This window comes from Streptomyces sp. NPDC054047 (assembly GCF_055585065.1).
Genome location: NZ_JBVJKV010000014.1, coordinates 12,429 through 39,183 on the forward strand (window position 1 = coordinate 12,429; position 26,755 = coordinate 39,183).

19 protein-coding genes are annotated in these 26,755 nt (G+C 71.5%); 9 read left to right on the plus strand and 10 right to left on the minus strand.

Annotation, left to right across the window (positions count from 1 at the left end; translation table 11 throughout):
- Positions 1–291: 291 nt before the first annotated feature.
- The 3 genes from ACZ6ZP_RS37150 to ACZ6ZP_RS37160 form a co-directional block, all read right to left on the minus strand.
- Positions 292–1,656 (minus strand): phosphomannomutase/phosphoglucomutase, encoded by a 1,365-nt coding sequence (locus ACZ6ZP_RS37150; RefSeq protein ID WP_366464262.1) that lies wholly within the window; start codon positions 1,654–1,656, stop codon positions 292–294.
- 190 nt (positions 1,657–1,846) lie between these two features.
- Complete coding sequence (locus ACZ6ZP_RS37155) at positions 1,847–3,463, minus strand: L-lactate permease (protein ID WP_469410202.1); 1,617 nt, start codon at positions 3,461–3,463, stop codon at positions 1,847–1,849.
- Positions 3,464–3,629: 166 nt separating this feature from the next.
- Positions 3,630–4,007, minus strand: coding sequence for a DUF3499 domain-containing protein (locus ACZ6ZP_RS37160; protein WP_351163209.1), 378 nt, complete (start codon positions 4,005–4,007; stop codon positions 3,630–3,632).
- A gap of 386 nt (positions 4,008–4,393) precedes the next feature.
- On the opposite strand from ACZ6ZP_RS37160, the gene ACZ6ZP_RS37165 reads away from it, so the two are divergent.
- Positions 4,394–4,855, plus strand: coding sequence for a metallopeptidase family protein (locus ACZ6ZP_RS37165; RefSeq protein WP_351163207.1), 462 nt, complete (start codon positions 4,394–4,396; stop codon positions 4,853–4,855).
- A gap of 44 nt (positions 4,856–4,899) precedes the next feature.
- Here the strand turns inward: ACZ6ZP_RS37165 and ACZ6ZP_RS37170 are convergent, their stop codons facing one another.
- The 3 genes from ACZ6ZP_RS37170 to ACZ6ZP_RS37180 form a co-directional block, all read right to left on the minus strand.
- Positions 4,900–6,417, minus strand: a complete 1,518-nt coding sequence (locus ACZ6ZP_RS37170) for a DUF5719 family protein (RefSeq protein WP_469410203.1) — start codon at positions 6,415–6,417, stop codon at positions 4,900–4,902.
- Positions 6,414–10,082, minus strand: a complete 3,669-nt coding sequence (locus tag ACZ6ZP_RS37175) for a glycosyltransferase family 2 protein (protein ID WP_383827015.1) — start codon at positions 10,080–10,082, stop codon at positions 6,414–6,416. Before ACZ6ZP_RS37175 ends, ACZ6ZP_RS37170 begins: the two co-directional genes overlap by 4 nt.
- Positions 10,083–10,286: 204 nt before the next feature.
- Positions 10,287–10,550, minus strand: a complete 264-nt coding sequence (locus ACZ6ZP_RS37180; RefSeq protein ID WP_016642094.1) for a WhiB family transcriptional regulator — start codon at positions 10,548–10,550, stop codon at positions 10,287–10,289.
- 703 nt (positions 10,551–11,253) lie between these two features.
- Between ACZ6ZP_RS37180 and ACZ6ZP_RS37185 the strand changes: the two genes are divergently transcribed.
- Genes ACZ6ZP_RS37185 through ACZ6ZP_RS37195 form a run of 3 tightly spaced genes read left to right on the plus strand, consistent with a single transcriptional unit; the run spans position 11,254 to position 14,085 of the window.
- Positions 11,254–11,769, plus strand: a complete 516-nt coding sequence (locus ACZ6ZP_RS37185; RefSeq protein ID WP_351163201.1) for a cysteine dioxygenase — start codon at positions 11,254–11,256, stop codon at positions 11,767–11,769.
- Between the two features lie 34 nt (positions 11,770–11,803).
- Entirely contained in the window at positions 11,804–12,760 is a 957-nt protein-coding gene (gene cofD, locus ACZ6ZP_RS37190; RefSeq protein ID WP_351163199.1) for a 2-phospho-L-lactate transferase, read from the plus strand.
- Positions 12,757–14,085: a coenzyme F420-0:L-glutamate ligase gene (locus ACZ6ZP_RS37195; RefSeq protein ID WP_361471463.1), complete on the plus strand. Its 1,329-nt coding sequence runs from the start codon at positions 12,757–12,759 to the stop codon at positions 14,083–14,085. The genes cofD and ACZ6ZP_RS37195 overlap by 4 nt, the downstream gene beginning before the upstream one ends.
- Before the next feature lie 43 nt (positions 14,086–14,128).
- On the opposite strand, the gene ACZ6ZP_RS37200 is transcribed toward ACZ6ZP_RS37195, so the two are convergent.
- The 3 genes from ACZ6ZP_RS37200 to ACZ6ZP_RS37210 form a co-directional block, all read right to left on the minus strand.
- Positions 14,129–15,139 carry a DNA-3-methyladenine glycosylase family protein gene (locus ACZ6ZP_RS37200; RefSeq protein ID WP_361471461.1) on the minus strand — a complete coding sequence of 337 codons (1,011 nt, stop codon included), beginning with the start codon at positions 15,137–15,139 and terminating at the stop codon, positions 14,129–14,131.
- Between the two features lie 277 nt (positions 15,140–15,416).
- A complete protein-coding gene (gene manB, locus ACZ6ZP_RS37205; RefSeq protein WP_351163191.1) occupies positions 15,417–16,499 on the minus strand; it encodes a mannose-1-phosphate guanylyltransferase in 1,083 nt (360 codons plus the stop codon).
- A 140-nt stretch (positions 16,500–16,639) separates the two neighbouring features.
- Positions 16,640–18,013: a peptidoglycan recognition protein family protein gene (locus ACZ6ZP_RS37210; RefSeq protein WP_366464264.1), complete on the minus strand. Its 1,374-nt coding sequence runs from the start codon at positions 18,011–18,013 to the stop codon at positions 16,640–16,642.
- Between the two features lie 138 nt (positions 18,014–18,151).
- Between ACZ6ZP_RS37210 and ACZ6ZP_RS37215 the strand changes: the two genes are divergently transcribed.
- The 4 genes from ACZ6ZP_RS37215 (at position 18,152) to ACZ6ZP_RS37230 (ending at position 24,019) form a co-directional block, all read left to right on the plus strand.
- Entirely contained in the window at positions 18,152–18,907 is a 756-nt protein-coding gene (locus ACZ6ZP_RS37215; RefSeq protein WP_351163186.1) for a TIGR03089 family protein, read from the plus strand.
- Positions 18,908–19,052: 145 nt separating this feature from the next.
- Positions 19,053–20,330, plus strand: coding sequence for an LCP family protein (locus ACZ6ZP_RS37220; RefSeq protein WP_469410204.1), 1,278 nt, complete (start codon positions 19,053–19,055; stop codon positions 20,328–20,330).
- A gap of 228 nt (positions 20,331–20,558) precedes the next feature.
- A complete protein-coding gene (locus tag ACZ6ZP_RS37225) occupies positions 20,559–22,289 on the plus strand; it encodes an LCP family protein (RefSeq protein ID WP_351163182.1) in 1,731 nt (576 codons plus the stop codon).
- 83 nt (positions 22,290–22,372) lie between these two features.
- Entirely contained in the window at positions 22,373–24,019 is a 1,647-nt protein-coding gene (locus ACZ6ZP_RS37230) for an LCP family protein (RefSeq protein WP_351163179.1), read from the plus strand.
- Positions 24,020–24,065: 46 nt separating this feature from the next.
- On the opposite strand, the gene ACZ6ZP_RS37235 is transcribed toward ACZ6ZP_RS37230, so the two are convergent.
- On the minus strand, positions 24,066–25,106 hold the full coding sequence (locus tag ACZ6ZP_RS37235; protein WP_351163177.1) for a glycosyltransferase family 2 protein: 1,041 nt from the start codon (positions 25,104–25,106) through the stop codon (positions 24,066–24,068).
- A 164-nt stretch (positions 25,107–25,270) separates the two neighbouring features.
- Between ACZ6ZP_RS37235 and ACZ6ZP_RS37240 the strand changes: the two genes are divergently transcribed.
- Positions 25,271–26,755, plus strand: coding sequence for an LCP family protein (locus ACZ6ZP_RS37240; RefSeq protein WP_469410205.1), 1,485 nt, complete (start codon positions 25,271–25,273; stop codon positions 26,753–26,755).

A 26,755-nucleotide genomic window follows, 5' to 3' on the forward strand; every position in this document is an offset into this window, starting at 1 on the left:
CAAACACGCGGACCGGGTGGATGGAAGCGCCAGAACGCCCGCCCACAAACACGCGGACCGGGTGGATGGAAGCGCCAGAACGCCCGCCCACGAACACGCGGACCGGGTGGATGGAAGCGCCGGAACGCCCGCCCACAAACACGCGGACCGGGTGGATGGAAGCGCCAGAACGCCCGCCCACAAACACGCGGACCGGGTGGATGGAAGCGCCAGAACGCCCGCCCACGAACGCGCGGGCCGGGTGGGTGGGAGCGGTGGAGCGCCCGCCCACCCGGTCGCCGAGGACTTCGGTCAGGCCCTGATGATGGCCAGTGCCTCGTCCCGGGCCCTGGTCATCGTGGCCTCGTCCCTTGCCTCTACGTTCAGGCGCAGGAGCGGTTCCGTGTTGGAGGCTCGGACGTTGAACCACCAGTCCGTGGCCGTCACCGTGAGGCCGTCCAGGTCGTCGATGGTGACGCCCTCCTCGGCCTCGTACTTGGTCTTGATCGCCGCGAGGCGGGCCGTCTGGTCGTCGACCGTGGAGTTGATCTCGCCGGACGCCGCATAGCGGTCGTACTGCGCGACGAGGGCCGACAGCGTGCCGTCCTGGCCGCCGAGCGCCGCGAGGACGTGGAGCGCGGCCAGCATGCCCGTGTCCGCGTTCCAGAAGTCGCGGAAGTAGTAGTGCGCCGAGTGCTCGCCGCCGAAGATGGCGCCCGTCTTGGCCATCTCCTCCTTGATGAAGGAGTGGCCCACCCGCGTACGGACCGGCGTGCCGCCGTTCTCCCGCACGACCTCGGGGACCGACCACGAGGTGATGAGGTTGTGGATGACCGTGCCCTTGCCGCCGTTGCGCGCGAGCTCGCGCGAGGCGACCAGGGCGGTGATGGCCGACGGGGAGACCGGGTCGCCGTTCTGGTCGACGACGAAGCAGCGGTCCGCGTCGCCGTCGAAGGCGATGCCGAGGTCGGCGCCCTCCTCGCGCACCCGCTGCTGGAGGTCCACGATGTTCTTCGGGTCGAGGGGGTTGGCCTCGTGGTTCGGGAACGTGCCGTCCAGCTCGAAGTACATCGGTACGAGCGTGAGCGGCAGGCCCTCGAAGACCGTCGGGACGGTGTGCCCGCCCATGCCGTTGCCCGCGTCGACGACGACCTTCAGGGGGCGGATGGAGGTCAGGTCCACCAGGCCGCGCAGGTGCGCCGCGTAGTCCTTGAGGGTGTCCCGCTCCGTGAGCGTGCCGGGCGTGGCCGCCGCCTCGGGGGCGCCGGACTCCGACCAGCCCTCCACCAGGGCGCGGATCTCGGCGAGGCCGGTGTCCTGGCCGACCGGGGCGGCGCCCGCGCGGCACATCTTGATGCCGTTGTACTGCGCGGGGTTGTGCGAGGCCGTGAACATCGCGCCCGGCAGGTTCAGCGCACCCGACGCGTAGTAGAGCTGGTCCGTCGAGCAGAGGCCGATCTCCGTGACGTCCACGCCGAGCGCCGCGGCCCCGCGCGCGAAGGCCCGGGAGAGGCCGGGCGACGACGGCCGCATGTCGTGCCCGGTCACGATCGCGTCCGCGCCCGTCACCTTCGCGAAGGCCGCGCCGAACAGTTCGGCAAGCGACTCGTCCCACTGGTCCGGGACCACCCCGCGCACGTCGTACGCCTTCACGATCTGGGACAGATCAGCAGTCACGGCCAACCCTCTCTGCAGGTTCTGCGAGTTCAGCGACACCGACGAGTGCTCGTCGGTGACCCAAACTACCCGCAACGACTGACAACCAGCTGTGAGCGGCCCCAAGGCGCCTCCTGGCCGACGTCAGGCCGACGTCAGGGCGACGTCAGGCCGGCCTCGGGCTCACCTCCTCGGGCTGACCTCAGGCCCCTCACGGCAGCATCCAGCCGAGCACCACCGTGCTCTGTCCCACCACGATCAGACACATCACCAGCAACAACCCCAGGCTCCAGGGCAGCACCTTGCGCAGCAGATCGCCCTCCTTGCCCGCGAGCCCGACCGCCGCGCACGCGATCGTCAGGTTCTGCGGAGAGATCATCTTGCCGAGCACACCGCCCGAACTGTTGGCGGCGGCGAGGAGTTCGGGCGAGAGCCCGGACTGCTGAGCGGCCGTCACCTGGAGCGCGCCGAAGAGCGCGTTGGCCGAGGTGTCCGAGCCGGAGACCGCGACGCCGAACCAGCCGAGCACCGGCGACAGGAAGGCGAGCCCCGCACCCGCCGCCGCCACGAAGTGGCCGATGGTGGCGGCCTGCCCGGACAGGTTCATCACGTACGCGAGGGCGAGGACCGAGGTCACGGTGAGGATCGCGAACCGCAGTTCGTGCACGGTCGCCAGCCACTCCCGCACCGCCACGCGCGCGTGCACCCCGATGACGGCCGCCGTGCCCACACCGGCCAGCAGCACGAGCGTCCCGCCCGTCGCGACGAGCGGCAGCGAGAAGAGGTTGCCCGCGACCGGGTCCCCGTCCGGGTCGGCGACGTTCAGGAAGGGCCAGTCGAAGGTCTGCGTCGCCTTGGCCAAGAAGTCCTTCACCGGCGGGATTTGGGCGACGGAGAAGATGGCGACGATGAGCGCGTACGGGGCGTAGGCGCGCAGGATCTCGGGGCGCGGGTCGTCCTGGTCCAGGTCCTCGCTGCGTACGCCGGTGAGGACCGCGACGCGTACGGGCTCCGCGGCGGGCCTGCGGGCGCTGGGCACCGCCACCAGCGCGCCCGCGCCGGCCAACGCCGCCCCGATGTCGGCCAGCTGGGCGGAGACGTAGTTGGACGCGGCGAACTGCGCCGCGGCGAAGGCGAATCCGCACACCAGGGCGGGCACCCAGGTCTCGCGCAGGCCGCGCCGCCCGTCCACCAGGCCGACCAGGAGCAGCGGCACCACCAGGGCGAGCAGCGGTGTCTGGCGGCCGACGACCGTGGCGACGGTGTCCAGCGGAAGCCCGGTGACCTGCGCGAGCGTCACCACGGGGGTACCCATGGCGCCGAAGGCGACGGGCGCGGTGTTGGCCACGAGGGCGACGACCGCGGCCTTGACCGGGTCGAAGCCGAGCGCCACCAGCATCACCGCGCAGATCGCGACGGGCGCCCCGAAGCCCGCGAGCGCCTCCAGGAGCGCGCCGAAACAGAAGGCCACGACGAGTGCCTGGATGCGCGGATCGTCCGAGAGCCGTCCGAAGGAGCGGCGCAGGATGTCGAAGTGCCGGGTGCGGACGGTCATCCGGTACACCCACAGGGCGTTGACGACGATCCACAGGATGGGGAAGAGCCCGAAGAGGGCACCTTGCGCGGCGCCCGAGGCGGTCTGGCCCAGCGGCATCCCGTACGCGAGCCAGGCGACCAGGGCGGCGACGGCCAGGCCGATGAGTCCCGCGTGGTGGGCCTTCATGCGGACGGCGCCGAGCAGGACGAGGACGGTCAGGAGGGGCAGGGTCGCGATGAGGGCGGACAGGCCGAGCGAATCGGCCACGGGCTCCAGCTGCTGCACGTACACGGACGGCTCCCCGGTTTCCGTGATGCGGAAAGTGATCTCTCACGAGTGGGGGAATGGTCGTGTCGATGGCGTGGGCACGTCAATGGGTCGTGTGCGAGAAATTGTTCAGCGATAAACGACAGGGGGCTTCGCGGAGGGGCAGCAGGAAGTCCGGAAAGAGGGGCGCTCAGGAATCCGGTGAGCGCAGCACCCGCAGATGGCCGCGGCGCGCGACCTCCATCGGGTCGGCCCTGCGCGGGCCCGCACCGCCGGCCTCCGCCGCGCGCTCCTGCGGGCGTGCCGCCTCGCGCACCGCGTTGGCGAGCGCTTCGAGGTCGTCACCGCTGGGGCGGGCCGGACCGGAGGCGTCGGCGAGGCGGACGACCTCCCAGCCGCGGGGCGCGGTGAGGCGCTCGGAGTGCTCGGCGCACAGGTCGTAGCAGTGGGGTTCGGCGTAGGTGGCGAGGGGGCCGAGGACCGCGGTCGAGTCGGCGTAGACGTACGTCAGCGTCGCGACGGCGGGACGGCCGCAAGCGGTGCGCGAACAGCGACGTACAGGGCTCACGATGTTGGACGGTACCGCACTCTTGAGCGGGCCGCGACGACTCTCCGGGAGGTCACCCCACCGTGTCGTGCTGTGATCCCCGCCACGGCGCCTTCGCACGGCGCCTCGCTGACCTGCGGTGACACAAGGGGCCTGAGTGTCCAGTGGTGTTGAATCCGGTCACCACGTGGCGCAAATCCCGTCATTCATCGCGAGATCGACGGTCCTGGAGAGATACGGAATCGAGCCCAAGCCTGGCTGGAACGGTCATCGGACGACATGGCGCACGCCGGACGCACGCCGCCCGCGCGCCACCCGGAAGCCGTGCGGAAAGCCTGCGGAAGCCAGGTGAAAGCCGGGTCAAGCTGTGCGGGAACGGCGATCTCGAGGACTACTCTTCGTCAGTGATGGACGACCCCGTACAGCCCCGCACCGCAGACCCGAGGCCCCGCCGCCGCGACCGCCACGGCAGGGGCATGCGCGGCCCCGTGGCGCCTCCCCAGGTGCCGCTGTCCGCCAGCCGCGCCGAGGTCTTCACCGACCTGGTGCAGGACTCCGTGGAGCGCCTGGAGCGGCGGTGGCCGCAGCTGAGCGAGATCGAGTTCCTGGTGCTCGAGGTTCCCGCGCTGGGGCGTGGCGGGGGCGCGGGCGAGGACGACTGGAGCGATGACGTCGTACCGCTGGGCGGCACGATCGAGGCCGCCGACGGGCGGCCCGCGCGGGTGGTCGTCTACCGGCGCCCGGTGGAGATCCGCACCAAGGGGCGGGACGACCGGGCCGCACTCGTCCACGAAGTGGTGGTCGAGCAGGTCGCCGAGCTCCTCGGCCTCTCGCCCGAGTCGGTGGACCCGAGATACGGGGAAGACTGAGCCTCCCCGGCTTCCCTGGCTTCCCGGCCTCCCCGCCGCTACGTCTACTTCTGGAGCACCTTCAGGTCCTGCTCCGCCTTCGGCACCGACACCGTGCCCCTGTCGTCCGGCAGCGTCTGCACGGTGAACATCGGGACGCCGTCCTCCGCTTCCTCCAGCATGCGCGAGGCGTAGACGTCACCCCCCGAGCCCCCCGAGCCCCCCGACACCGGTTCCACCGTGAGTGCGTACGTGCCCTTCAGGCCGCTCGGGACCGGGGCCTTGATCCCCAGCGTCGTACCGCCCTTGACCGTGTACGTCTTGCTCGTCGGCGTACCGCCCTCGGTGCCCGCCGACGCCGTGACCTTCACCTTCCCGGTCCTGCCGGGGGCGACGAGGGACAGCGTGGAGCCCTTGGCGCGGTTGTCGGCCACCGTCGCGCGCATGCCGATCGGGTTCGTGGCGGGGATGAACGCCGTCTCCTGGTCGACGCCCTTGCCCCGGGTGACGCGCAGGGCGGCCACCACCGGCGCCGCGTCGTCGGTGGGCGTCAGGAGCAGGGAGCCCGCCTCGCCCTTGGTGACGTCGCCGAGGTCGACGGCGGTCGTCATGCCGGACTTGACGTGCAGGTTCGCGTGTCCGGCCGGGCTGATCGAGCCGCTGGGCGCGGCCAGTTGGACCTTCAGGTCGGCGTCGTCAGCGCCGGGCGCGAAGGCCACCAGACGTACGGACGTGGCGTCCTTGGGGATGCCGGGCAGGACCAGGCGGCTCGCGGGGTCGGCGGACGCGGGCAGCCAGTCGCCGCCGAGCTTGTCGTCCGACGACTGCACGGCGGCCGCCACCCGGCCGCTGCGCGCGGTCACGTGCATCGTGAGGTTGGTGTGCTCCTTGGGCGAGAGCGTGGACAGCAGCACCGGGACGCTGGAGTGCGGCTGGACCTGGATGGCCTCGCCCACCTCGGTCTTGAGGGCGCCGTCCGAGCCGTACAGCTCGACGTCGACGACGGCCGCCGTGTCGTCCGGGTTGGTCAGGTGGACGTAGTCGCTGCGGTCCTTGTCGGTGCTCGCGCCCGGGAACCAGAAGTCCGTGTCGGGCGCCGTGCAGTTGGCGCCCTGGAGGCCGCGGCCGCTGCCCACGGAGTACTTGGTGGTCTGCTGGACGGTCCAGCCCGGGGCCAGCGTGCCGTCGGCGGTGCCCAGGAGCGCGGGCGACTCCCCTCCGGACTCCTCGCCGGTGACGGGCTTGCCCGGCGTCTTCGAGGTCAGGAAGGGCTTGTCGTCCTTCTTCTTTTCCCTGGGGGCGTCCTCCGGCGTGACCTTCAACGCCCTGGTGGCAGGCAGCAGCTCCGCCCTGCCCGCCTCGCCGGAGCCCTCGCCCTTGGGCGTGAACGCCGTGTACGAGGTCTCGGCGAGGTCGGACGAACTGGGCACCGGGCAGAGCAGGCTGGTGCGCTCGACGGGCAGCCGCGCGGCCGCCTTCGCGCCGTCGTCTCCGCTGCCGTCGGGGGCGTTGGCCACGGCGAATCCGGTGACGGCGGCGAGCGCGGCCACCGCGGCGATCAGGGACTGGGTCGTGCGGTTCACTGCTGGCTCCCGTCGGGGCGCTCACTGTCGGTGCCGTGCGGCGGCTGCGGGGGCTGGGGCGGCATCGGGGGCTGACCGTACGTGGCGTCGAACGACTGGCCGTACTGCTCGGCGCCGCCCTGCGCTCCGTAGGCGTACGGGTCGTACTGGCCGCCCTGGTAGGGGTCCTGGTACGCGCCCTGGTCGTAGCCGCCCTGTGGGTACCGCGCGTCCTGGTACTGCTGCTCGCCCTGGTACGTGCCGTGGTCGGCGCCCGCGTGGGCGGGGGCCTCCCACTCGCCGTACGACTGCTGATGGGGCACCGCCGCGTAGGCCTCCTCCGGAGGAGGGGGCGGCGTACCGGCGTCGTCCTGCCCGGCGTCGTCCTGCCCGGCGCCTTCCAGCGCGGCCTCCTGCTCGGCCTGCGCGGCCCGCAGCCTGCGGGCCCTGCGCCCCTCGCCCTCGACCGGCTGGGCCGGGACGACGGGCTCGTCGGGGAGGTCGTCGTCCACGTCGCGGCGGCGTCCCGGAAGGGCGAGGACCACCAGGACCACGGCGAGCGCGCCCTGGGCCCACAGCCATCCCGTGTGGCTCGCGGGCGCGTCGTACGTGACGTCCAGACGGCCGCCCGTCGCGGGCAGGTCGAAGCCCTGCGCCCAGCCGTCCAGGGTGGTCCTGGTCAGCGGGGTGCCGTCCAGGGTCGCCGTCCAGCCGTCGTCGGCCGCGTCGGCGAGCCGCAGGGTGCGGCCCTCGTCGCCCGCCGGGATGTTCGTGTGCAGCTCGACGGGGCCCGCGGCCACCGGCATCGGATCGCCGGACTCGGGCACGATCGCGGCGCGCGAGACCTGCCGGTCCACGCGCCACAGGGCGCTGCCGTCCTCCTGGCTGAGCCGGGTGAGGCCGGGGGTGGAGTCCAGGGTGCGGCTCATCTGGCGGGGCGCGCCGTCGCGTACGAGGACGTAGCGCACGGCGAAGCCGCCGAGCTGGTCGGCCTGGTCGGCGCCGGAGCCCGCGAGGAGCCGGGCGACGATCTTGTCGAGGCTCCGGTTCGAGCCGCCCGCGTCGGCGAGTTCGGCGTCTCCGAGCCGGGCACCCGAGCCGCGGACGAGCGTGTACGACACCTGGGCGGCCGACTCGCTGTCCAGGACGAGCGTGCGGGCCTGGTCCTGCGTGCCGCTCTCCTCGGCGACGAACGCGGGCACCTGCACCGGGTCGCGCCGCTCCAGGGGGCCGTCGGCGCCGCGGATCATCCATCCGGCGGCGACGAGCAGCGGCCCGGCGGCCGCCGCGAAGGCGATGAGGACGGCGACCGGCTGGCGCCAGCCGAAGCTCTGCTCGGCGACACGCGTGCGTGCGCCGTCGGCGCCGAGCGCGGCGGCGGCAAGGAGCGCGATGCCGTACCCGAGGGTGGCGGGGCCCGCCCACGCCGAGCCGTTCGAGAGAGCCGCGAAGACCAGCGAGACCAGCGCGACGACCCAGGCGGTACGGACGGCGAGCTGCCGCTCGGTACGAAGGAGCGCGGCAAGGGCGGCGAGCACGATGCCGATGAGCAGCAGCCCGTCCACGGTCCCGGGGCCGCCGGGGCTGCCGCCGAGCAGATCGAGCCCGGTCGCCGAGCCGGTGCCGAACTCCAGGCCCGCCTCACCGAAGAAGCCGAAGGGCAGCAGCGAGAGCGACCAGGGCGCGAGGATCAGCAGCGGGGTGCCGAGCGCGGCGAGGAAGCGCAGGCCGTACGCCGTGATGTCGCCCCTGCGGACCACGAGGAGCGCGAGGCCGAGCACCACGGCGATGGGCCAGATGATCGGCGTGAAGGCGGTGGTGATCGTCAGGAGCAGGGCGAACGCCCACGAGGCGCGCCAGCTGCCGCGCGTGCCCTCCGAAGAGGACAGTCCGCTCGCGGCGATGCCCGCGCGCGCCATGAGCGGCAGCAGGACCGCGAGGACGGCGGTGCCGATGCGCCCGCCCGCGAGCGCGCCCGTGGCGGCCGGCAGGAAGGCGTAGGCGACCGAGGCCCAGGCGCGCAGCAGGCGCGACTCGACCAGCGGCCGTGAGGCGAAGTAGGCGGCGAAGCCGGCCAGCGGCACCGAGCCGACCAGGAGCACCGTGACCGCGAGCCCGGTGGACCCGAACATCAGGGTGCTGAGCCCCGCGACGAGCGCGAGGTAGGGCGGCGCCGACTGCGTGCCGCCGGTCCCCACGGGGTGCCAGGCATCCAGATAGCGCGCCCAGAGGCCGGAGGAGTCGCCGGGTGCGGGCAGCAGCGCGCCGCCCGCGAGCGCGCCGCCGCCGAGGAGTTCGCGGCAGGCGATGAGCGAGACGAACAGGAGCACCACGAAGAGCATCGGTCCCGGCTTGCGGGCCACGCGCTTGAGCCGTGCGAACTGCTCGACCTGGAGGAAGTCCGCGTCGTCCCCGCCGGGTCCCGACTCGACGGCGCCGTGCCGGCCCGCGCCGGTGACGGCCTCGGGGTCGGAGCGGCCGACGACATTGCCGGCGACCTGTTCGACGGTGGCGCGCACGGTGGCGCCGGGCGGCGGGAAGAGCGGCCGCATCTCGGCCGGTTCGAGCGCCGACTTGCCGCGCTGCTTGCGGGCGCTGACGATCCGTCCGGGCCGCAGCAGCGTCCCCAGGAGCCCGGCGACCTCGTCGACGGCCTGGCCGGGGACCTTGCCGACCAGATAGGCGACGGTGCGCAGCAGGGTGCCCACCACGAGCCGGAAGAGCACCCAGGGCAGCACGGCCGTACGCGCGTTGACGAGCAGGGTGTAGGCGGCGCCCGCCTTGTCCACGCGGTGCGGCGACGTCGACGTACGGCCGACGCAGTCGACGGTGCGGCGCTCGCGCGAGGAGGCCTCGGCGTGCCGGACGACGGCTTCGGGGGCGACGAGGACGCGGTGGCCCGCGTTCTGCGCGCGCCAGCACAGGTCGACGTCGTCCCGCATGAGCGGCAGGCGCCGGTCGAAGCCGCCCAGTTCGTCGAAGACGTCACGCCGGATCAGCATGCCGGCGGTGGACACGGAGAGGACGGGCCGTACGTGGTCGTGCTGGCCCTGGTCCTGTTCGCGGCGGTCGATGCCGGTCCAGCGGCGGCCGCTGTTGGCGATCGAGACGCCGACCTCAAGGAGTTGGCGGCGGTCGTACCAGCCGCGCAGCTTGGGGCCGACGATGGCGACGTCCTTGCCGACCTCGCGTTCGTTCTCCACCACCCGGAGCAGCTCGGCGAGGGCGCCCGGCTCGGGCGCGCAGTCGTCGTGCAGCAGCCACAGCCACTGCTCGGGCTCGCCGTGCGGCAGGTCGGGCAGGTCGTAGGCGTCGTCGCGCCAGGACCGGCTGACCGGGTCCCAGCCGCTGGGGCGTTTCAGATAGGGCAGCTCTTCCGGGGTCAGCACGCCGGCGGTGCGGTTGGCCTCGTCGACGGCGGTGCCGAAGCCGGAGCGCCGGGCCAGGTGCAGGACGCGGTCGGGGCCGAGTGCCTCGGTGACCAGGCGGGCGGAGTCGTCCGCGCTGCCGGTGTCCGCGGCCACGGCGTTCTGCACCGGGCGCTCCTGGCCGAGCAGGCCGGCGAGGGCGTCGGGCAGCCAGCGGGCGCCGTCGTGGGAGACGATCACGGCGGTGACGACGTGCCGCGGGAACTCAGGGGCGGCAGCGTCGTGGTGACTGGCTGCCGGATGGCTGTGCACGGACATCGAGGTACGGGCCCCGGTTCGATGGACTGCGGTGGACGCCTGCGCTTCATGGGGGCGCCGGGGCGTCTCGGACGGGGCCCCACACTAACGGCTGGCATCACAACAGCCCGCCGCCTGTGGATAACCCACGGGCGACGGGCTGTTCCTTACGTAGGGGTGTGTGCCGTTTGGTCGGGCGGATGGTCGGGCAGAACCAGCTGGTGTTCAGACGGCGGCCTTCTTCAGACGGCGCCGTTCGCGCTCCGAAAGGCCGCCCCAGATTCCGAACCGCTCGTCGTTCGCCAGTGCGTACTCAAGGCATTCCGAGCGAACCTCGCAGGCGAGACAGACCTTCTTGGCCTCTCGCGTGGAGCCGCCCTTCTCGGGGAAGAAGGACTCGGGATCGGTCTGGGCGCACAGCGCGCGCTCCTGCCAGCCGAGTTCCTCGTCCGCGTCCTCGACCAGCAGTTCCTGAACCAGCTCGGTCATGTGCGCCCCTCGTCTGTCTGTGCGTCCCCGTGGTGCTTGCCGTTACCGATTTCGGCTGAACGACACGAGTGAAATTACAAGTGTGCCGATCCGGGCCAGTCAAGCCGAGATCTGCTATTGGGCCCCTTATTCACCCTGCGGAACCAAGGTAATGCGGAAAGTGTTCAAATCGGCATAAACCCTGACACTTGCCAGTGGCCCATCCCGAGGCGCCCCGCGGCCGCCCTCATCAGGGAAGGACGTCACGGAGATCGATCCCGTTGCGACCGGTCCACCGAAGCGAAGGGGATCACATTCGGGTCACGAGATCACGCCGGGGTTTACGCGCCGGTTGAAGCGCGATGTGTCCCGTGAGCCCGGTGCACAAACCTTTCACCTGAGAGAACAACCGGATGAGGTGAAACATATCCCACATAGCGGACATAGAGTTGACAGGGAAGGTGTGAGCCGCTGTTCTAGTGGGCATGCTCGCAAACTTGGCACTCTCGACGACCCGCACCAGCGGGCTCCTCGGTGCTGCCCACGCGCGCTGTCGCTGTTCCTGTTCCAGCTGTTGAGCCACACCGCTTCCAGCTGTTGAGCCCGCTCCGGCCCTTCACCGCCCGAGCAATCGTCTGAAGCCTTCCGGCTTGTTGTCGAGCACCTCCCCGCTCCACCTTCCGCGCGACACCCCAGCACTCTCACGTTGAGGAACCACCGCACCATGAACAGCGACAGCGACCTCCAGATCGCCGGCGACATCCTCGAAGTCACGCACCTCCTGCAGCCCGCCCGCGAGCACCCGGCCACCGTGGCCGAGTTCGTCGGCCTGGCCCGCACCATCGCGGCCGACCGCGCACAGTGGTCCCACCTCGTCGAGTACGACGCGACGAGCCGCTGGTACCACCGCCTGCGCACGGGCCCCGGTTACGAGGTCTGGCTGCTCTCCTGGGTGCCCGGACAGGGCAGTGGACCGCACGACCACGGCCGCTCCTCCGGCGTACTCACGGTCCTGGAGGGTGAACTGACGGAGCGTACGGAGCGCGGGCAGCGCGCGCTCGACGCCGGGTCCCAGCGCGTGTTCGCGCCCGGGTACGTGCACGACGTGGTCAACGACTCCCTGGAACCGGCCGTCAGCCTGCACATCTACTACCCCGGCCTGACCGACATGCCGATGCACGCGGCGCAGTGCGGCGAGCGGGCCACCGCTCCGGCGGCCGGAGATGTCGTAACCGCCTGACGCACTGTCGTACCTGCCTGACATGCTTGGTGCCATGCGCATTGTGGTCCTGGCCGGCGGTATCGGCGGCGCCCGTTTCCTCCGCGGGCTCAAGAAAGCCGCGCCTGACGCGGACATCACCGTCATCGGCAACACCGGTGACGACATCCACCTGTTCGGGCTCAAGGTCTGCCCCGACCTCGACACCGTGATGTACACCCTCGGCGGCGGCATCAACGAAGAGCAGGGCTGGGGGCGTACGGACGAGACGTTCAAGGTCAAGGAAGAGCTCGCGGCGTACGGCGTGGGGCCCGAGTGGTTCGGGCTCGGCGACCGCGACTTCGCCACGCACATCGTGCGGACGCAGATGCTCGCCGCCGGATTCCCGCTCAGCGCGGTGACGGAAGCGCTCTGCGAGCGGTGGCAGCCCGGCGTTCGGCTCATCCCGATGTCGGACGACCGTGTCGAGACGCATGTCGCCGTCACGGTCGACGGCGAGCAGAAGGCCGTGCACTTCCAGGAGTACTGGGTGCGGCTGCGGGCCTCCGTGGACGCGCACGCCATCGTGCCGGTCGGCGCGGACCAGGCCAAGCCGGCACCCGGCGTCCTGGAGGCGATCGCCGACGCGGACGTCGTGATCTTCCCGCCGTCCAACCCCGTGGTGAGCGTCGGGACGATCCTCGCCGTGCCGGGCATCCGCGAGGCCATCGCCGACGCGGGCGTGCCCGTCGTCGGGCTCTCCCCCATCGTCGGGGACGCACCCGTGCGGGGCATGGCCGACAAGGTGCTCGCCGCGGTGGGCGTGGAGACGACGGCCGCCGCGGTCGCCGAGCACTACGGAAGCGGGCTGCTCGACGGCTGGCTCGTCGACACCGTGGACGCCGGGGTCGTGGAGCGGGTCGAGTCGGCGGGCATCCAGTGCCGGGCGATTCCGCTGATGATGAGCGACGTGGACGCGACCGCCGAGATGGCGCGTGCGGCGCTCGCCCTCGCGGAGGAGGTGCGGGCGTGAGTTCCTCCGAGGCCGGGTCCGCTGCCGGCTCTTCGCCGTCGTTCCGTGTGTGGGCCGTTCCCGGGCTGCCCGAGGTGCGGCAGGGGGACGACCTCGCCAAGCTGATCGCCGCGGCGGAGCCGGGCCTCGCCGACGGCGACGTACTCCTGGTCACCTCGAAGATCGTCAGCAAGGCCGAGGGGCGGATCGTCGAGGCGGGTGACCGCGAGGCGGCCATCGACGCGGAGACCGTGCGGGTCGTGGCGCGGCGCGGGACGCTGCGCATCGTCGAGAACCGGCAGGGCCTGGTGATGGCCGCCGCCGGTGTCGACGCCTCGAACACGCCTGCCGGGACCGTCCTGTTGCTGCCCGAGGACGCCGACGCGTCCGCGCGCGCGGTGCGGGACGGGCTGCGGGACGCGCTGGGGGTGGACGTGGGAGTCGTGGTCACGGACACCTTCGGGCGGCCCTGGCGCAACGGCCTGACGGATGTCGCCATCGGGGCGGCGGGCGTGCGGGTCCTGGACGATCTGCGGGGCGGGTTCGACGCGTACGGCAATCCGCTGAGCGCGACGGTCGTCGCCACCGCGGACGAGCTGGCCGCCGCGGGGGATCTGGTCAAGGGGAAGGCCGGCGGACTGCCGGTCGCGGTGGTCCGCGGGCTGCCGCACGTCGTCGGGGAGACCGGCGATGGCGCCCGGGTCATGGTGCGCGACTCACGTGACGACATGTTCCGGCTCGGCACGTCCGAGGCCGTGCGGGAAGCGGTGACGCAGCGGCGGACCGTGCGGGAGTTCACGGACGAGCCGGTCGACCCCGGGGCCGTGCGGCGGGCCGTGGCGGCGGCGGTGACCGCGCCCGCGCCGCATCACACGACGCCGTGGCGGTTCGTCCTGCTGGAGTCCGAGGACGCGCGGGTGCGGCTGCTCGACGCGATGCGGGACGCGTGGATCGCCGATCTCCAGAAGGACGGCAAGTCCGCGGAGTCCGTCGCCAAGCGGGTGCGGCGCGGTGATGTGCTGCGCAGGGCCCCCTACTTGGTGGTGCCCTGCCTCGTCATGGACGGCTCCCACACGTACGGGGACGAGCGGCGGGACGCGGCCGAGCGGGAGATGTTCGTGGTCGCGGCCGGGGCCGGGGTGCAGAACTTCCTGGTCGCGCTCGCCGGGGAGCGGCTGGGCTCCGCGTGGGTTTCGTCGACGATGTTCTGCCGGGATGTCGTACGGGACGTTCTGGGGCTCCCGCAGTCGTGGGACCCGATGGGAGCCGTGGCTGTGGGCCACTCCGCGGTCGAGCCCGGCGCTCGGCCCGCGCGGGACGCGGAGGACTTCATCCAGGTGCGTTGACGCCGGCCCCGGCTTCCGTGGACACCGGCCCCGCGTCGGTGTCCTACAGCGCCGCGATGTCCCCCACCGGCATACGTGGCTGCCTGCGGGCCGGGGTGCGGCCGCTCAGGAGGATCAGGCGGGCCGCCCGGTGGCGCTGGCCCTCGTAGGGGGCCAGGAGCCGCAGCATCTCCTCGTCGTCCGCCGTACGGTCGCCCGCGAGCGCGTGGCCGACGATTCCCGGCAGGTGCAGGTCGCCCACCGTGACCGCGTCCGGGGCGCCGTTGCTGCGCTGGACCGTCTCCGCCGACGTCCAGGGGCCGATGCCCGGGATCAGCTCCAGGCGTGCCTGGGCTTCGGGCGGGGACATCGTGGCCGCCTCCTCCATGCGCGCGGCCCTTCGTGCCGCCCGCAGGATCGTCGAGGCGCGTTTGTCGTCCACGCCCGCCTTGTGCCACTCCCAGGACGGGATCAGGGTCCAGGTCCTCGGGTCCGGCATGACGTGCATGCGGAGCTGGGCGGGGACCGGGCCCGGTGCCGGTTCGCCGTACTTGCGGACCAGGAGGCGCCAGGCGCGGTACGCCTCGTCCGTCGTGACCTTCTGCTCCAGGATCGACGGGATCAGGGACTCCAGGACCAGGCCCGTGCGCAGGAGGCGCAGGCCCGGGCGGCGGTGCGCTGTCGCTGCGAGCAGGCGGTGGCGGGGGGTGAAGTCCTCCGGGGTGTCGGACCCGCCCAGGAGGTCCGGGAGCTGGTCCAGGAGCCAGCCGGCTCCTGGGCCCCAGGCCTCTGCTTCCACCGTGTTCGCCTTCGTGCGGAAGGCCACCCTGAGGGTGCCGGGGCCCGCCGGGGTGCGGCTCGCCCGCCAGGCCGAGCCGTCGGGGGTGGCGCGGAAGGTGGGGTCCGCGGGGCCCCTGCGGAGGGGGCCCAGGGTCAGGCCCAGGTTCAGGGGGTGGGGCGGGGTCCAGGTGCGGGTCCGCGCCGCCGTCGCCAGGCGGGGCGTGCCCTGGGGGATCGCCGTTTCGCCGCCGCGCACGGTGGTGCGGGTGGGGCGGGGGGCGAAACGGGATGACATCTGTACGAGGGTAGGGGGTTTTCTCCCCTACCCCGCCCCTTCCCGAAAACCCGCTCCGGCGCGGGGGCCTTGGTCGCCGTCCATCACCGGCTCCGCCGAGCTGGTCCCCAGACGCCGGACGGGCTGAAGAGCAGCCCGCCCCACCCCGAGGACCGGTTGTCCCGAAGCCCTGCGCACCGCCATCACCGGCTCCGCCGAGCTCGTCCTCAGACGCCGGACGGGCTGAAATTATCCGCCGGTCCAGGCTGAAGACCTCGCTGCCCCGCGCGAAAAAGAACTACTGGTCCGACGAGAACCGCACCGACCCCGCCGGCAGCCTCGCCCCGCACCACACCCGTACTCCGTCGCGCAGTTCGTTGTCCGGGCCTACGTCCGCGCCGTCGCCGATCACCGCGCCTGCCAGGACCGTGCGTGCGCCCACCCTCGCGCCCGCGCCGATCAGGGAGTCGGTGATCACCGCGTTCGGTTCGACGACCGCGCCGGACAGGACCGTGCTGCCGTCCACCCGTGCGCCCTCGCCGATCACCGCGTCGTCGCCGATCACCGTGCCGCCGGTGAGCTTCGCGTCCGGGGCGACCGTGGCGGTCGGCAGGACCAGGCGGTCGCCGCAGCGGCCGGGGACCGCGGGGGACGGGGCGCGGCCGAGGACCAGGTCGGCGGAGCCGCGTACGAAGGCCTGGGGCGTGCCCAGGTCCAGCCAGTACGTCGAGTCGACCATGCCCTGGAGGTGGGCTCCGGCGGCCAGGAGGTCGGGGAACGTCTCGCGCTCGACCGAGACCGGGCGGCCCACCGGGATCGTGTCGATGACCGAGCGGCGGAACACGTACGCCCCCGCATTGATCTGGTCGGTGACGATCTCTTCGGGGGTCTGCGGCTTCTCCAGGAAGGCCTGCACCCTGCCCGTCGCGTCGGTCGGCACCAGGCCGAACGCGCGGGGGTCGGTGACCTTCGTCAGGTGCAGGGAGACGTCCGCCCCCGACTCCTCGTGCGTCGCGACCAGGGCGCGGATGTCCAGGCCCGTGAGGATGTCGCCGTTGAAGATCAGGACCGGGTCGTCGGGGCCCGACGTGAGGCGCGACGCCACGTTGCGGATCGCGCCGCCCGTCCCCAGGGGCTCGGTCTCCGTGACGTACTCGATGTGGAGGCCGAGCGCCGAGCCGTCCCCGAAGTACGGCTCGAACACCTCGGCGAGGTACGAGGTCGCCAGGACGATGTGGTCCACGCCTGCCGCGCGGGCGCGCGCCAGCTGGTGGGTGAGGAACGGGACGCCCGCCGCCGGAACCATCGGCTTGGGGGTGTGCACCGTGAGCGGACGCAGCCGGGTTCCCTTGCCGCCGACCAGGAGGATCGCTTCTGTCACCTGTCGTCTCTGCTTCCTGCTGGGGCCGGCCGAACTTGAGTCGCGGCCGGCCAGTGTATGCAGATGGCTTTGCAGATCGTGCAGTGCGCTGTGCGGGTCGTGCGGTGTGCCCCGTGGTACCGGTCGCGGGCGCCCCGGCCTCAGCGGCCCTGGTAGCGGGCCGAGCTGGACCGGGCCTTGCCCAGCTTCTTGTACAGGCGACTGCCGGGGCATTCCGTGGCGAAGCCGTCACGGTGCCCGGAGATCACGTGGAGCCGGACGTTCCTGCCCTTCTTGTAGAGATTGCCACCCCCGGACTTCAGATAGGTCGTTCCTCGCGGGTTCGCGCCGTACAGGCCGAGCTTCCACGCCGTCAGCCGGGCGATGGCGTTCACGGCGGCCGCGGGCGGGGCGGAGTAGCCGAAGCTGCCGAGGACGGCGATGCCCATGCTGTTGGTGTTGAAACCGAGAGTGTGGGCCCCGAGGACGGGCTTGGCCACACCTCCGGCACGGCCTTCGTAGATGTTTCCGCACTTGTCGACCGCGAAGTTGTAGCCGAAGTCACGCCAGCCGCTGCTCTTGACGTGGTAGCGGTAGATACTGCGCAGGACGGAGCCCGCCTGTGAGCAGCGGTAGTTGTTGCCGGTCGCGCTGTGGTGCACGAAGGCGGCCTTCACCGTCTTGGAGTACCCGAACTGCTTCTCGCGGAGCTTCTCGTCCGCGCCCCAGCCCTTGCGCGTGATGATGCGCGGCCGGGGGCCCACGTAGGGCCTGGCCTTCCCCGCGGCGTCCTGCGGTCCCCCACGGGCCGCGATGAGGTCGGCCTCCGTCTCCTTCTTGCTGAGCGCGGGGATGACGGCGGCGCCCATCGGGGCGAGGTCCGCGTTGACCGCGGAGGAGGCGGCACTCTCGGCGGTCATGACCGTGGTGCCGGGGCCCTCGGGCACGGAGCCCTGCGGGGGCGGGTCGGCGCCGGGGTCGACGAGTTCGAGGCGCAGGCCCGCCGGAAGGGCCTGCCCGGCGGGCGACCCCGCGCTCGCGCGGTGCTGATCCGCCTCGCCCCGTACGCGGATCTCGACGCCGTCCGAGTCGCCGACCCACAGCGGTGCCGTGGAGCCGCGGACCCGGCCCGACGCGCGCTCGGGGGCGTCGGGGTCGGCGGCGTGCTCGTGGTTGTGCGTCTCCACGGGCTGCCAGCCGGACCAGGTGCCGGTGTCGCTGGCCCGGGTGCGGACCTGGACGCTGCCGTGCAGTTCGTCGTCCGGGTCGTCCCAGACGACGCCGACGAGGGAGAAGGGCCGGACCTCGCGCTGGAGCAGGCCCTGTTCGTGGGACGCGCCGCCGCCGGAGCGGTCGGCGCCGAGTGGGGTGAGCGGGAGGGACTGGGTGCTGCCGGGGACCGATTCCGCGGATCGCCCCGCCGGGGACTCCGCGGCCGGGGTCGCGGCGCGAGCGCCGGACGACGGCAGGGTGAGGGGAAGGGCCAGGGCGGCCGCGCACGTGACGCCGATCGAGGAAGCTAGAAATCCACGCATACAACCGATAGTTCGCATAGCCGAACGCATCTGTCCATTGCGGAATTGACGGACCGTCTGTTCGTGTCCGCCGAACCGGTGGCCCTCCCTCCCCCGCCACACCCGGGGGCACCAGGGCAGCCGCGTACCCTTGCGCCCGTGAACGCCACCGACCGCACCCCTGCCGACCTGCTGCGATCCGCGCTCGCCGCGGACCCGGGCCGCCCGCTCATCACCTTCTACGACGACGCCACGGGCGAGCGCGTCGAATTGTCCGTGGCCACCTTCGCCAATTGGGTGGCCAAGACCGCCAATCTGCTCCAGGACGATCTCGCCGCGCAGCCCGGCGACCGGCTCGCGCTGCTGCTGCCCGCGCACTGGCAGACGGCGGTCTGGCTGCTCGCCTGTTCGTCCGTCGGGGTCGTCGCGGACGTGGGCGGCGACCCGGCGGGCGCCGATCTCGTGGTCAGCGGGCCCGTCTCGCTCGACGCGGCGCGGGCCTGCTCCGGGGAGCGGGTGGCGCTCGCGCTCCGGCCGCTCGGCGGGCGCTTCCCGCAGGCCCCCGACGGCTTCGCGGACTACGCGGTCGAGGTGCCGAGCCAGGGCGACCGTTTCGCTCCGTACGCCCCCGTGGACCCGGACGAGCCCGCGCTCGCCGTCGGCGGCGCGGGCGAGCTGACGGGTGCGGAGCTGGTGGAGCGGGCCCGCGCCGACGCCGCCGCGCTGGGGCTCGCGCCCGGCTCCCGGCTGCTCTCCGGTCTGTCGTACGACACCTGGGAGGGGCTGAGCTCCGGTCTGTACGCCCCGCTGGCGGCGGGCGGCTCCGTGGTGCTCTGCCGCCACCTCGACCAGCTCTCCGAGGACGGACTCGCCAAGCGGGTCGAGGACGAGCGGGTCACCACGACCGCGAAGTAGCGCGCCCCCGCCCTCCCTCGCCCGCCCTCACCCTCCCCCGTTCGGCCCACGCGAGCCCCTGGCCCGCAGGCCCCCGGCGTCACGTCGGTCCATGGTCGTAGGAGCGCACCATGCACCGACGTCGCTATGAGGGGTGGCCGTACACGTGCCCGACACCGCAGGCATGCCCGCCGGACCGGATCGCCCGGACCCGGACGGCACCCCGCCTGAGCCGCTGGCCACGTACGCACCCGGCGCGGGCTCGAGCCCCACGGGTGCGGGCGTCGCCCGGCGCAGGCGGCGCTGGCTGCGGTGGACGGCCATGGGGGCGGCCGGGCTCGTGCTGGTCGCCGGGGGCGCCGGATGGGCGGTCTACAACAAGCTCGACGGCAACATCACCGAGGACACCGACGCCGCGGCGGAGCTGGCGCGCTTCGAGAAGGAGCGCCCGACGCCGCTGGTGCACGACGCGCAGAACATCCTGCTCATCGGCTCCGACACCCGTTCGGGCCGGGGCAACAAGAAGTACGGGCGCGACCCGGGCACCCAGCGCTCGGACACCACGATCCTGCTGCACCTGGCGGCCGACCGGCAGAGCGCGACCGCGGTGTCGATCCCGCGGGACGTGATGGTGGACCTGCCCCGCTGCCGCAGGCCCGACGGAACGCGGACGCGGGCCCAGTTCGCGCAGTTCAACTGGGCGTTCCAGTTCGGCGGGACCGCCTGCACCATCCGTACGGTCGAGAAGATGACGAAGATCCGCATCGATCACCACATGGTCGTGGACTTCGCCGGGTTCAAGGACATGGTCGACGCCGTCGACGGCGTACGGGTCTGCCTCAAGAAGCCGATCAACGACAAGGCCGCGCGGCTCAAGCTCCCCGCGGGCCGGCACACCCTCGACGGCGAGCAGGCGCTCGGTTACGTGCGGGCCCGCAAGAGCATCGGCAACGGCAGCGACACCGACCGGATGGACCGCCAGCAGCAGTTCCTCGCGGCGCTCGTCAACAAGGTGCAGAGCAATGACGTCCTGCTCAATCCGGCGAAGCTCTATCCGGTTCTCGACGCGGCCACTTCCTCACTGACCACGGACCCGGCACTAGCGAGTTTGCGTGGTTTGTACGAACTGGTGCGCGGCATGCGCAACATCCCCACAGAACAGGTGCAGTTCCTCACGGTGCCCCGGCGGTCCTATGTCTACGACGCCAATCGGGATGAACTCGTGGAGCCCGCGGCGGACGAACTTTTCACCCGCATCCGAACGGACGCACCCCTTCAAGTGACGCGCGAGGAGCCCGAAACGACCCCTCTCGACGAACAGGCCGAGGGCTACGAGGACCCCGACGAGTACGACAGCGACGAGAAGCCGGACGACCCTTCCCATACGCCGAGCCCCGCTCCCACATTCCGGGGCAACACGGCCGCCGGAACGACCTGCGAGTAAAGCCATCGCCAAGCGCAAGACCGCCTGCACAAAGAAATAGGGCGGATTGCCCAGTTGTAGGGGAGTGGAATTTGTCACCGGCGTCGTTCGACGTCGAACTGGCCGGATAGTGTGAGCGATCCGGTGCGCCGGGCCCCTTCAGGGCCGAGCATCGCTGAACGACTGACCGAGCGTCTTTCTTGAGGGGGGAAAGGCGCCGCGTGGCCCCGACGGAGGACGCAGACAACCGTGGACGCGCAAGGCCGTGGGCGGGCGGAGAACATCGACCCCGCAGACCAGTGGGTGCTCAACCCGAACACCGGCGATTACGAACTGCGACTGAGCCCTTCCGCAGGGCAGTCGGCAGTGCCCGGACCTCGCAGATCACCGAGGTCCACGTCACGCCAGGGAACGCGCGGCCGCGATGGCCGACGCGACGAGCGCCGTGACGAGCAGCGCGACGTGCCGCCGCAGCGCAGGCGACGGGCTCCGCAGCCGGAGGCCGCGGGCGGCCGGCGCAAGCAGAAGCCGAAGAAGGCCAAGGGCAAGAAGATCGCGATGTGGACGGGCGGCACGCTCGCCTTCGTCCTGGTCGCGGCGGGTGTGTCGGGGTACCTCTACTACCAACACCTCAACGACAACATCAACTCGATCGCCGACGACGGCGCGAGCACCGGCGGCTTCAGCAAGGACCGCGCCATCAACATCCTCGTGATGGGCACGGACAAGCGCAGCGGCAAGGGCAACGAGAAGTACGGCGACAAGGGAAGCCTCGGTCACGCCGACACGACGATCCTGCTGCACGTCTCCAAGGACCGCACGAACGCCACCGCGTTGAGCATCCCGCGCGACATGATCACGGACATTCCGGACTGCCCGACCACGATGGAGGACGGCAGCAAGAAGACCATCCCGGGTTCGAAGGGCGTCCGCTTCAACGAGAGCCTCGGTCAGAACGAACGCACGCCCAGCTGCACCATGCGTACGGTCACGGAGATCACCGGGATAGTGCCCGACCACTTCATGGTGGCCGACTTCAACGCGGTCAAGACGCTCTCCAGCGCGGTCGGCGGCGTGGACGTCTGTCTGGCCAAGGACATCGACGACCCGGACTCGCACCTGAAGCTGTCCGCGGGCAAGCACAACATCGAGGGCGAGGAGGCGCTGGCGTTCGTCCGCACGCGCCATTCCGTGGGCACCGGCGGCGACTTGAGCCGCATCGAGCTGCAGCAGCAGTTCCTCAGCTCGCTGATGCGCAAGCTCAAGTCGAACGACACGCTGACCAGCCCGTCGAAGATGATAAAGCTGGCCGAAGCGGGCACGAAGGCGCTCACCGTCGACTCCACCATCGCGGACATCATGAAACTCCGTGACCTGGGCATGGAGCTCGGCAAGTTCGACATGAAGAACCTCAGCTTCGCGACCGTGCCCGTGGTCGACAACCCGGCGGAGGAGGTCCACACGACGGTCGTCGTGAACGAGGCCAAGGCCGATCCGCTCTTCGCCATGATGCGCGCCGACGAGTCGCTGACCGCGGTGAAGAAGAAGGAGAAGAAGGAGAAGGCCGCCGTCGCCGCCCGCCTCAAGGGCAGCAAGTCCGCGGCCTCCGAGGTACGGGTCAACATCTACAACGGCAGCGGGAAGACCGGCGCCGCTCAGGCAACTCTCACGTACTTGCAGAACACTGAGGGCATGTCCAAAGCCAGCCAGCTCGGCAACGCGCCGTCCGACCTCAAGAAGACGACGCTGGAGTACGCCCCCGACCAGGCCGACCAGGCCCGGCGGCTCGCCGACGTCATGGGGCTCTCCGGCTCCGCGATGAAGCCCGGCAAGAGCGAGAAGAACTCGCAGGGTCTCCCCGCCATCAAGCTGACGCTCGGCAGCGACTTCAAGGGGGCCGGGGTGCCCATCAGCACCCCGTCGAAGGCGCCTGAGGGCATTCAGAAGGTCGAAGCGGACAAGACTGTGTGTGCCAAGTGACCTGAAGCGGCCGTTCTGCGTCTAACCAGGCGCAGGATGGCCGTAATTCGGGGTAGCGCGGGGAGCGCGGGGAGGGGCAGGGGATGGGGAAGAGCAGCGTGCGTGGGGAGGGGGCGCGACCACGCGCCCCGCACGCCAGTGATCTTGGCTTGGAAGAAGGCCCGCCGCACGAGGGAGGGGAGCCCTCGGCGGACAGCGGGCACCAGAGACGTCGCCGCGGGGGTGGTGGCGGCCGGGCACCGCGTCCAAGACGGCGGATACTGCGCTGGTCGGCAACGATCCTTTCGCTGCTGATACTTGGCACGGCCGGCGCCGGATATCTCTATTACCAGCACTTGAACGGCAACCTGGAGACCGACGACCTGAACCTCGGCGAGCACCGGGCCCCCGAGCCCACGCCGAACGCGGCGGGCCAGACCCCGCTGAACATCCTGCTGATCGGTTCGGACGCGCGGGACTCCAAGGAGAACCAGAAGCTCGGCGGTGCCAAGGAGACCTTCGGCGGCACGCCGCTCGCCGACGTCCAGATGCTGCTGCACCTGTCGGCCGACCGCACGAACATGTCGGTCGTCAGCATGCCGCGCGACACCCTCCTCGACATTCCCAAGTGCACCGATCCTGACGACGGCAAGGTCTACGAAGCGTCGACGCAGCGGACGATGACGAACCAGTCGCTCGGCCGCGGCGGCCCCGGCTGCACGGTCGCCACCTGGGAGAAGCTCACCAACATCCGCATCAACCACTTCATGGAGGTGGACTTCGCGGGTGTGGTCTCCATGGCCGACGCCATCGGCGGCGTACCGGTCTGCGTGGACGCCAACATCCACTCGCGCGACAACCAGGGCCACGGCTCCGGTCTCAAGCTCGAGAAGGGCACCACGTACGTCAAGGGCGAGCAGGCCCTGCAGTGGCTGCGCACCCGCTACGGCTTCGACGGCGGCACCGACATCAGCCGGGCCAAGGCCCAGCACATGTACATGAACGCGCTCGTGCGCGAGCTGCGCGAGAACGCCAATCTGAGCAGCCCCAACAAGCTGCGCAGGCTCGCCGAGACGGCCACCAACGCGCTCAAGGTCGACGACGGCCTGGGCACCGTCAAGAAGCTCTTCGACCTGAGCAACGAGCTCAAGAAGGTCTCGCCGGAGCGGACCACGATGACGACCATGCCCTACGAGTACGTGGGCGCCCGTGTGATCCCCAAGCCGGGCGACGCCGAGCAGCTCTTCCGTCTCGTGCGCGACGACATCTCACTGGACGGCAAGGGCAAGAAGAAGCCCGCCAAGGAGAAGCTCTCGGACGACCCGGCGGCCGACGACGCCGAGATCGCCGTGCAGGTGCAGAACGGCACCCGCACGGACGTCGAGCCGCCGGTCAGCGGGCGCGCGAGCACCGTCACCCAGGTCCTCGCCGGCAAGGGTTTCGCCAAGGCGGCGGCCGACACGACGACGGTCCTCTCCCAGGAGAAGACCGTCATCCAGTTCCCCAGCGCCGAGCTGGAGGGTGACGCCCAGCGGGTCGCCAAGTCCCTGGGCATGCCGCTGAGTTCGGTGAAGAAGTCGACCGACGTCTCGGGGGTCACCCTGGTCGTGGGCGCCGACTGGCGGGAGGGGAACGCCTACCCCAAGTCGAAGTCGAAGCAGGACGACAAGACCCCGGAGTCGGCCGAAGCGCTCAACGGCTCGGACAAGAAGGCGTGCATGCACGTCGATCCGGCGTTCACCTGGAAGTGAAGCCGCTTCCGGTCCGTCCGGTCCGTTCCGGTCCGTCCGGCTGTGCTCAGGCCTCGCTGAGAACAGCCGGACGCCGGGAGGCGATGACCTTCTTGGCGAGCGAGCGCGGGCTGGTCAAAAAGCCCCAGCCCCACGACATGTGCATGGTCGCGAGCGCCACCGGGATCTGGAGGCGCGCCTTCAGCGGAAGCCCCTTGCCCGCGGGCAGCGAGCCCGCCGCGATCGCCGCGACGTATCCGGCGGGGACGACGAAGCCCCAGGGCGTCACCAGGGCGCCCACCACGACGCCCGCCGCGATCGCGCAGACCGCGGTCGGCGGCGCGAGATAGCGCAGGTTGATGGAGCCCTCGTGGTAGCGGGCGACGACGTGCCGCCAGCGGCCGTAGTCCTTGTACTGCTTGGCGAGCGCCTTCACGCTCGGCCGGGGGCGGTACTGCACCTTCAGTTCGGGCGAGAACCAGATGAGGCCGCCCGCCTCGCGGATGCGGAAGTTCAGCTCCCAGTCCTGGGCGCGGATGAACTCCTCGTTGTAACCGCCCTGCTGCTCCAGGGCCTCGCGGCGGAAGACGCCGAGGTAGACGGTCTCCGCCTGCTGGGCGGCGCCACCGGTGTGGAAGGCCGCGTTGCCCACGCCGATCTTCGACGTCATGGCGGCGGCGACCGCGTGCTCCCAGTCGTTCTCGCCCTCGGCGTGCATGATGCCGCCGACGTTCTGCGCGCCGGTCTCCTCCAGGAGGCGCACGGCGGTCGCGATGTAACCCGGCGACAGGATGCCGTGGCCGTCCACGCGCACCACGATCGGGTGACTCGACGCCTTGATCGCGGCGTTCAGTGCCGCGGGGGTGCGCCCCGTGGGGTTGGGGACCGTCTGCACCTTCGCGCGGTTGCCCGCGGTCTCGGCGACCAGTTCGGCGGCGATCTCGTTCGTGCGGTCCGTTGAGGGACCCAGCGCGACGACGACCTCCATCTCACCGTCGTAGTCCTGCTCAAGGATCGCGGAGACGGCAGCACGCAGATGCCGTTCCTCGTTGAGCACCGGCATGATCACGGATACGGCAGGAAGCTGCACGTCGGGCGTCGCGTTCATCGGCGCCACGTTACCGCGAATGGGGGACACCGGCGCGCGCCGCCCGGCCTGCTGCCCCGGGTCGCAGATCGTATGGGCCTACGGTTCTCGCGTTCCCCGGCCCCATCGACAGGTCCCCCCTACCCGTCCCGGACAGGCCCGTCACCGCGGAGGTGTCCCTTCACGTGCCCACACCGCCCCGCCGCTCCCCCGCTCCGCCACCGCACGGCCCCCGCCCGCCCCGTGCGAGGCAACCCGTGCAGCACCCCGCGGGGCGGCCGGTCAAGCAGCGCAGGCGGCCACGGTGGGCGATGCGGGTGGTGACCACGTTCTCCCTGTGCGTGCTCGCGGCGGCCGGGATCGGGCACGGCGTCGTGACCAGCCTCGACACCGAGATCAACCGGGTCGACGCCTTCAAGGACATGAAGAACCGGCCCAAGGGCGGCAATGGCATGAACGTGCTGCTGGTCGGCACCGACGGCCGCGACAAGATCACGAAGGCCGAGCGGGAGAAGTACCGCCTCGGCGGAGCGCCCTGCCACTGCACGGACACGATCATGATCGTGCACATCTCGGAGGACCGGGACCGCGCCAGCGTCGTGAGCCTGCCCCGGGACAGCTACGCCGAGATGCCCGAGCACGTCGACCGGAACTCCGGCGACAAGCACAAGCCGCATCCGGTCAAGATGAACGCGGCGTACGCGGAGGGCGGCCCCAACCTCACCGTGCGGACCGTCGAGAACATGACGAAGGTCAAGATCGACCACTATCTGGAGGTCGATTTCACCAGCTTCATGAAGACCGTGGACGTGCTCGGCGGCGTCGACATCTGCACCGCACGCCCGCTGAAGGACTCGTACACCGGACTCGATCTGGCCGTCGGCACGCACAAGCTGAACGGCGGCGCCGCGCTCCAGTACGTCCGCACACGCCACGTCGACGGCACATCCGACCTGGGGCGGATGCAGCGCCAGCAGCGGTTCCTCGCGGCGCTGATCTCGAAGGCGACCGGCAGCGGGGTGCTGCTCAACCCGCTCAAGTTCCGCGACGTGACCAGGACGCTGCTCAGCTCGGTCCGGGCCGACAAGGGCTTCGGGACGAACGAGATGCTCGCCCTGGGGCGGGCGATGCGCGGCTTCTCGCCGTCCTCGTCGGAGTTCACCACCGTGCCGCTGCGCAGCAAGGGCGAGCTGGTGCCGGGCATCGGCTCGACGCTGAAGTGGGACCCGAAGCGGTCCGCGAGGCTCTTCCAGGCGCTGCGCGACGACCGCCCCCTGGCCGCGCACGGCGCCAGGCGCAAGGCCATCGTCGACGTGTCGCCGCAGCAGATCCGGGTGCAGGTCGACAACGCCGCGGGCACGCCGGGCCTGGGCAAGCGGGTCGACACCGCGCTGCGGTCCACCGGCTTCCGCACGACGCGGGCCCCGGGCAATTTCGTGGGCGGGCCGCTGAAGCGCACGGTCGTCGCGTTCGACCCGCGCTGGGACCGCTCGGCTAAGTCCCTGGCGACGGCGCTGCCCGGCTGTGAGCTGCGGGCGGTCAAGGGCCAGGGAGCGACCCTGAAGGTGTTCGCGGGCCAGGACTTCAAGCAGGTCAGGCCGGTGCGGGCGGAGGACGCCTACCAAGGCGAGTTCGGGGCGCTGACCGGCGACCAGGTGGTGTGCCAGTAG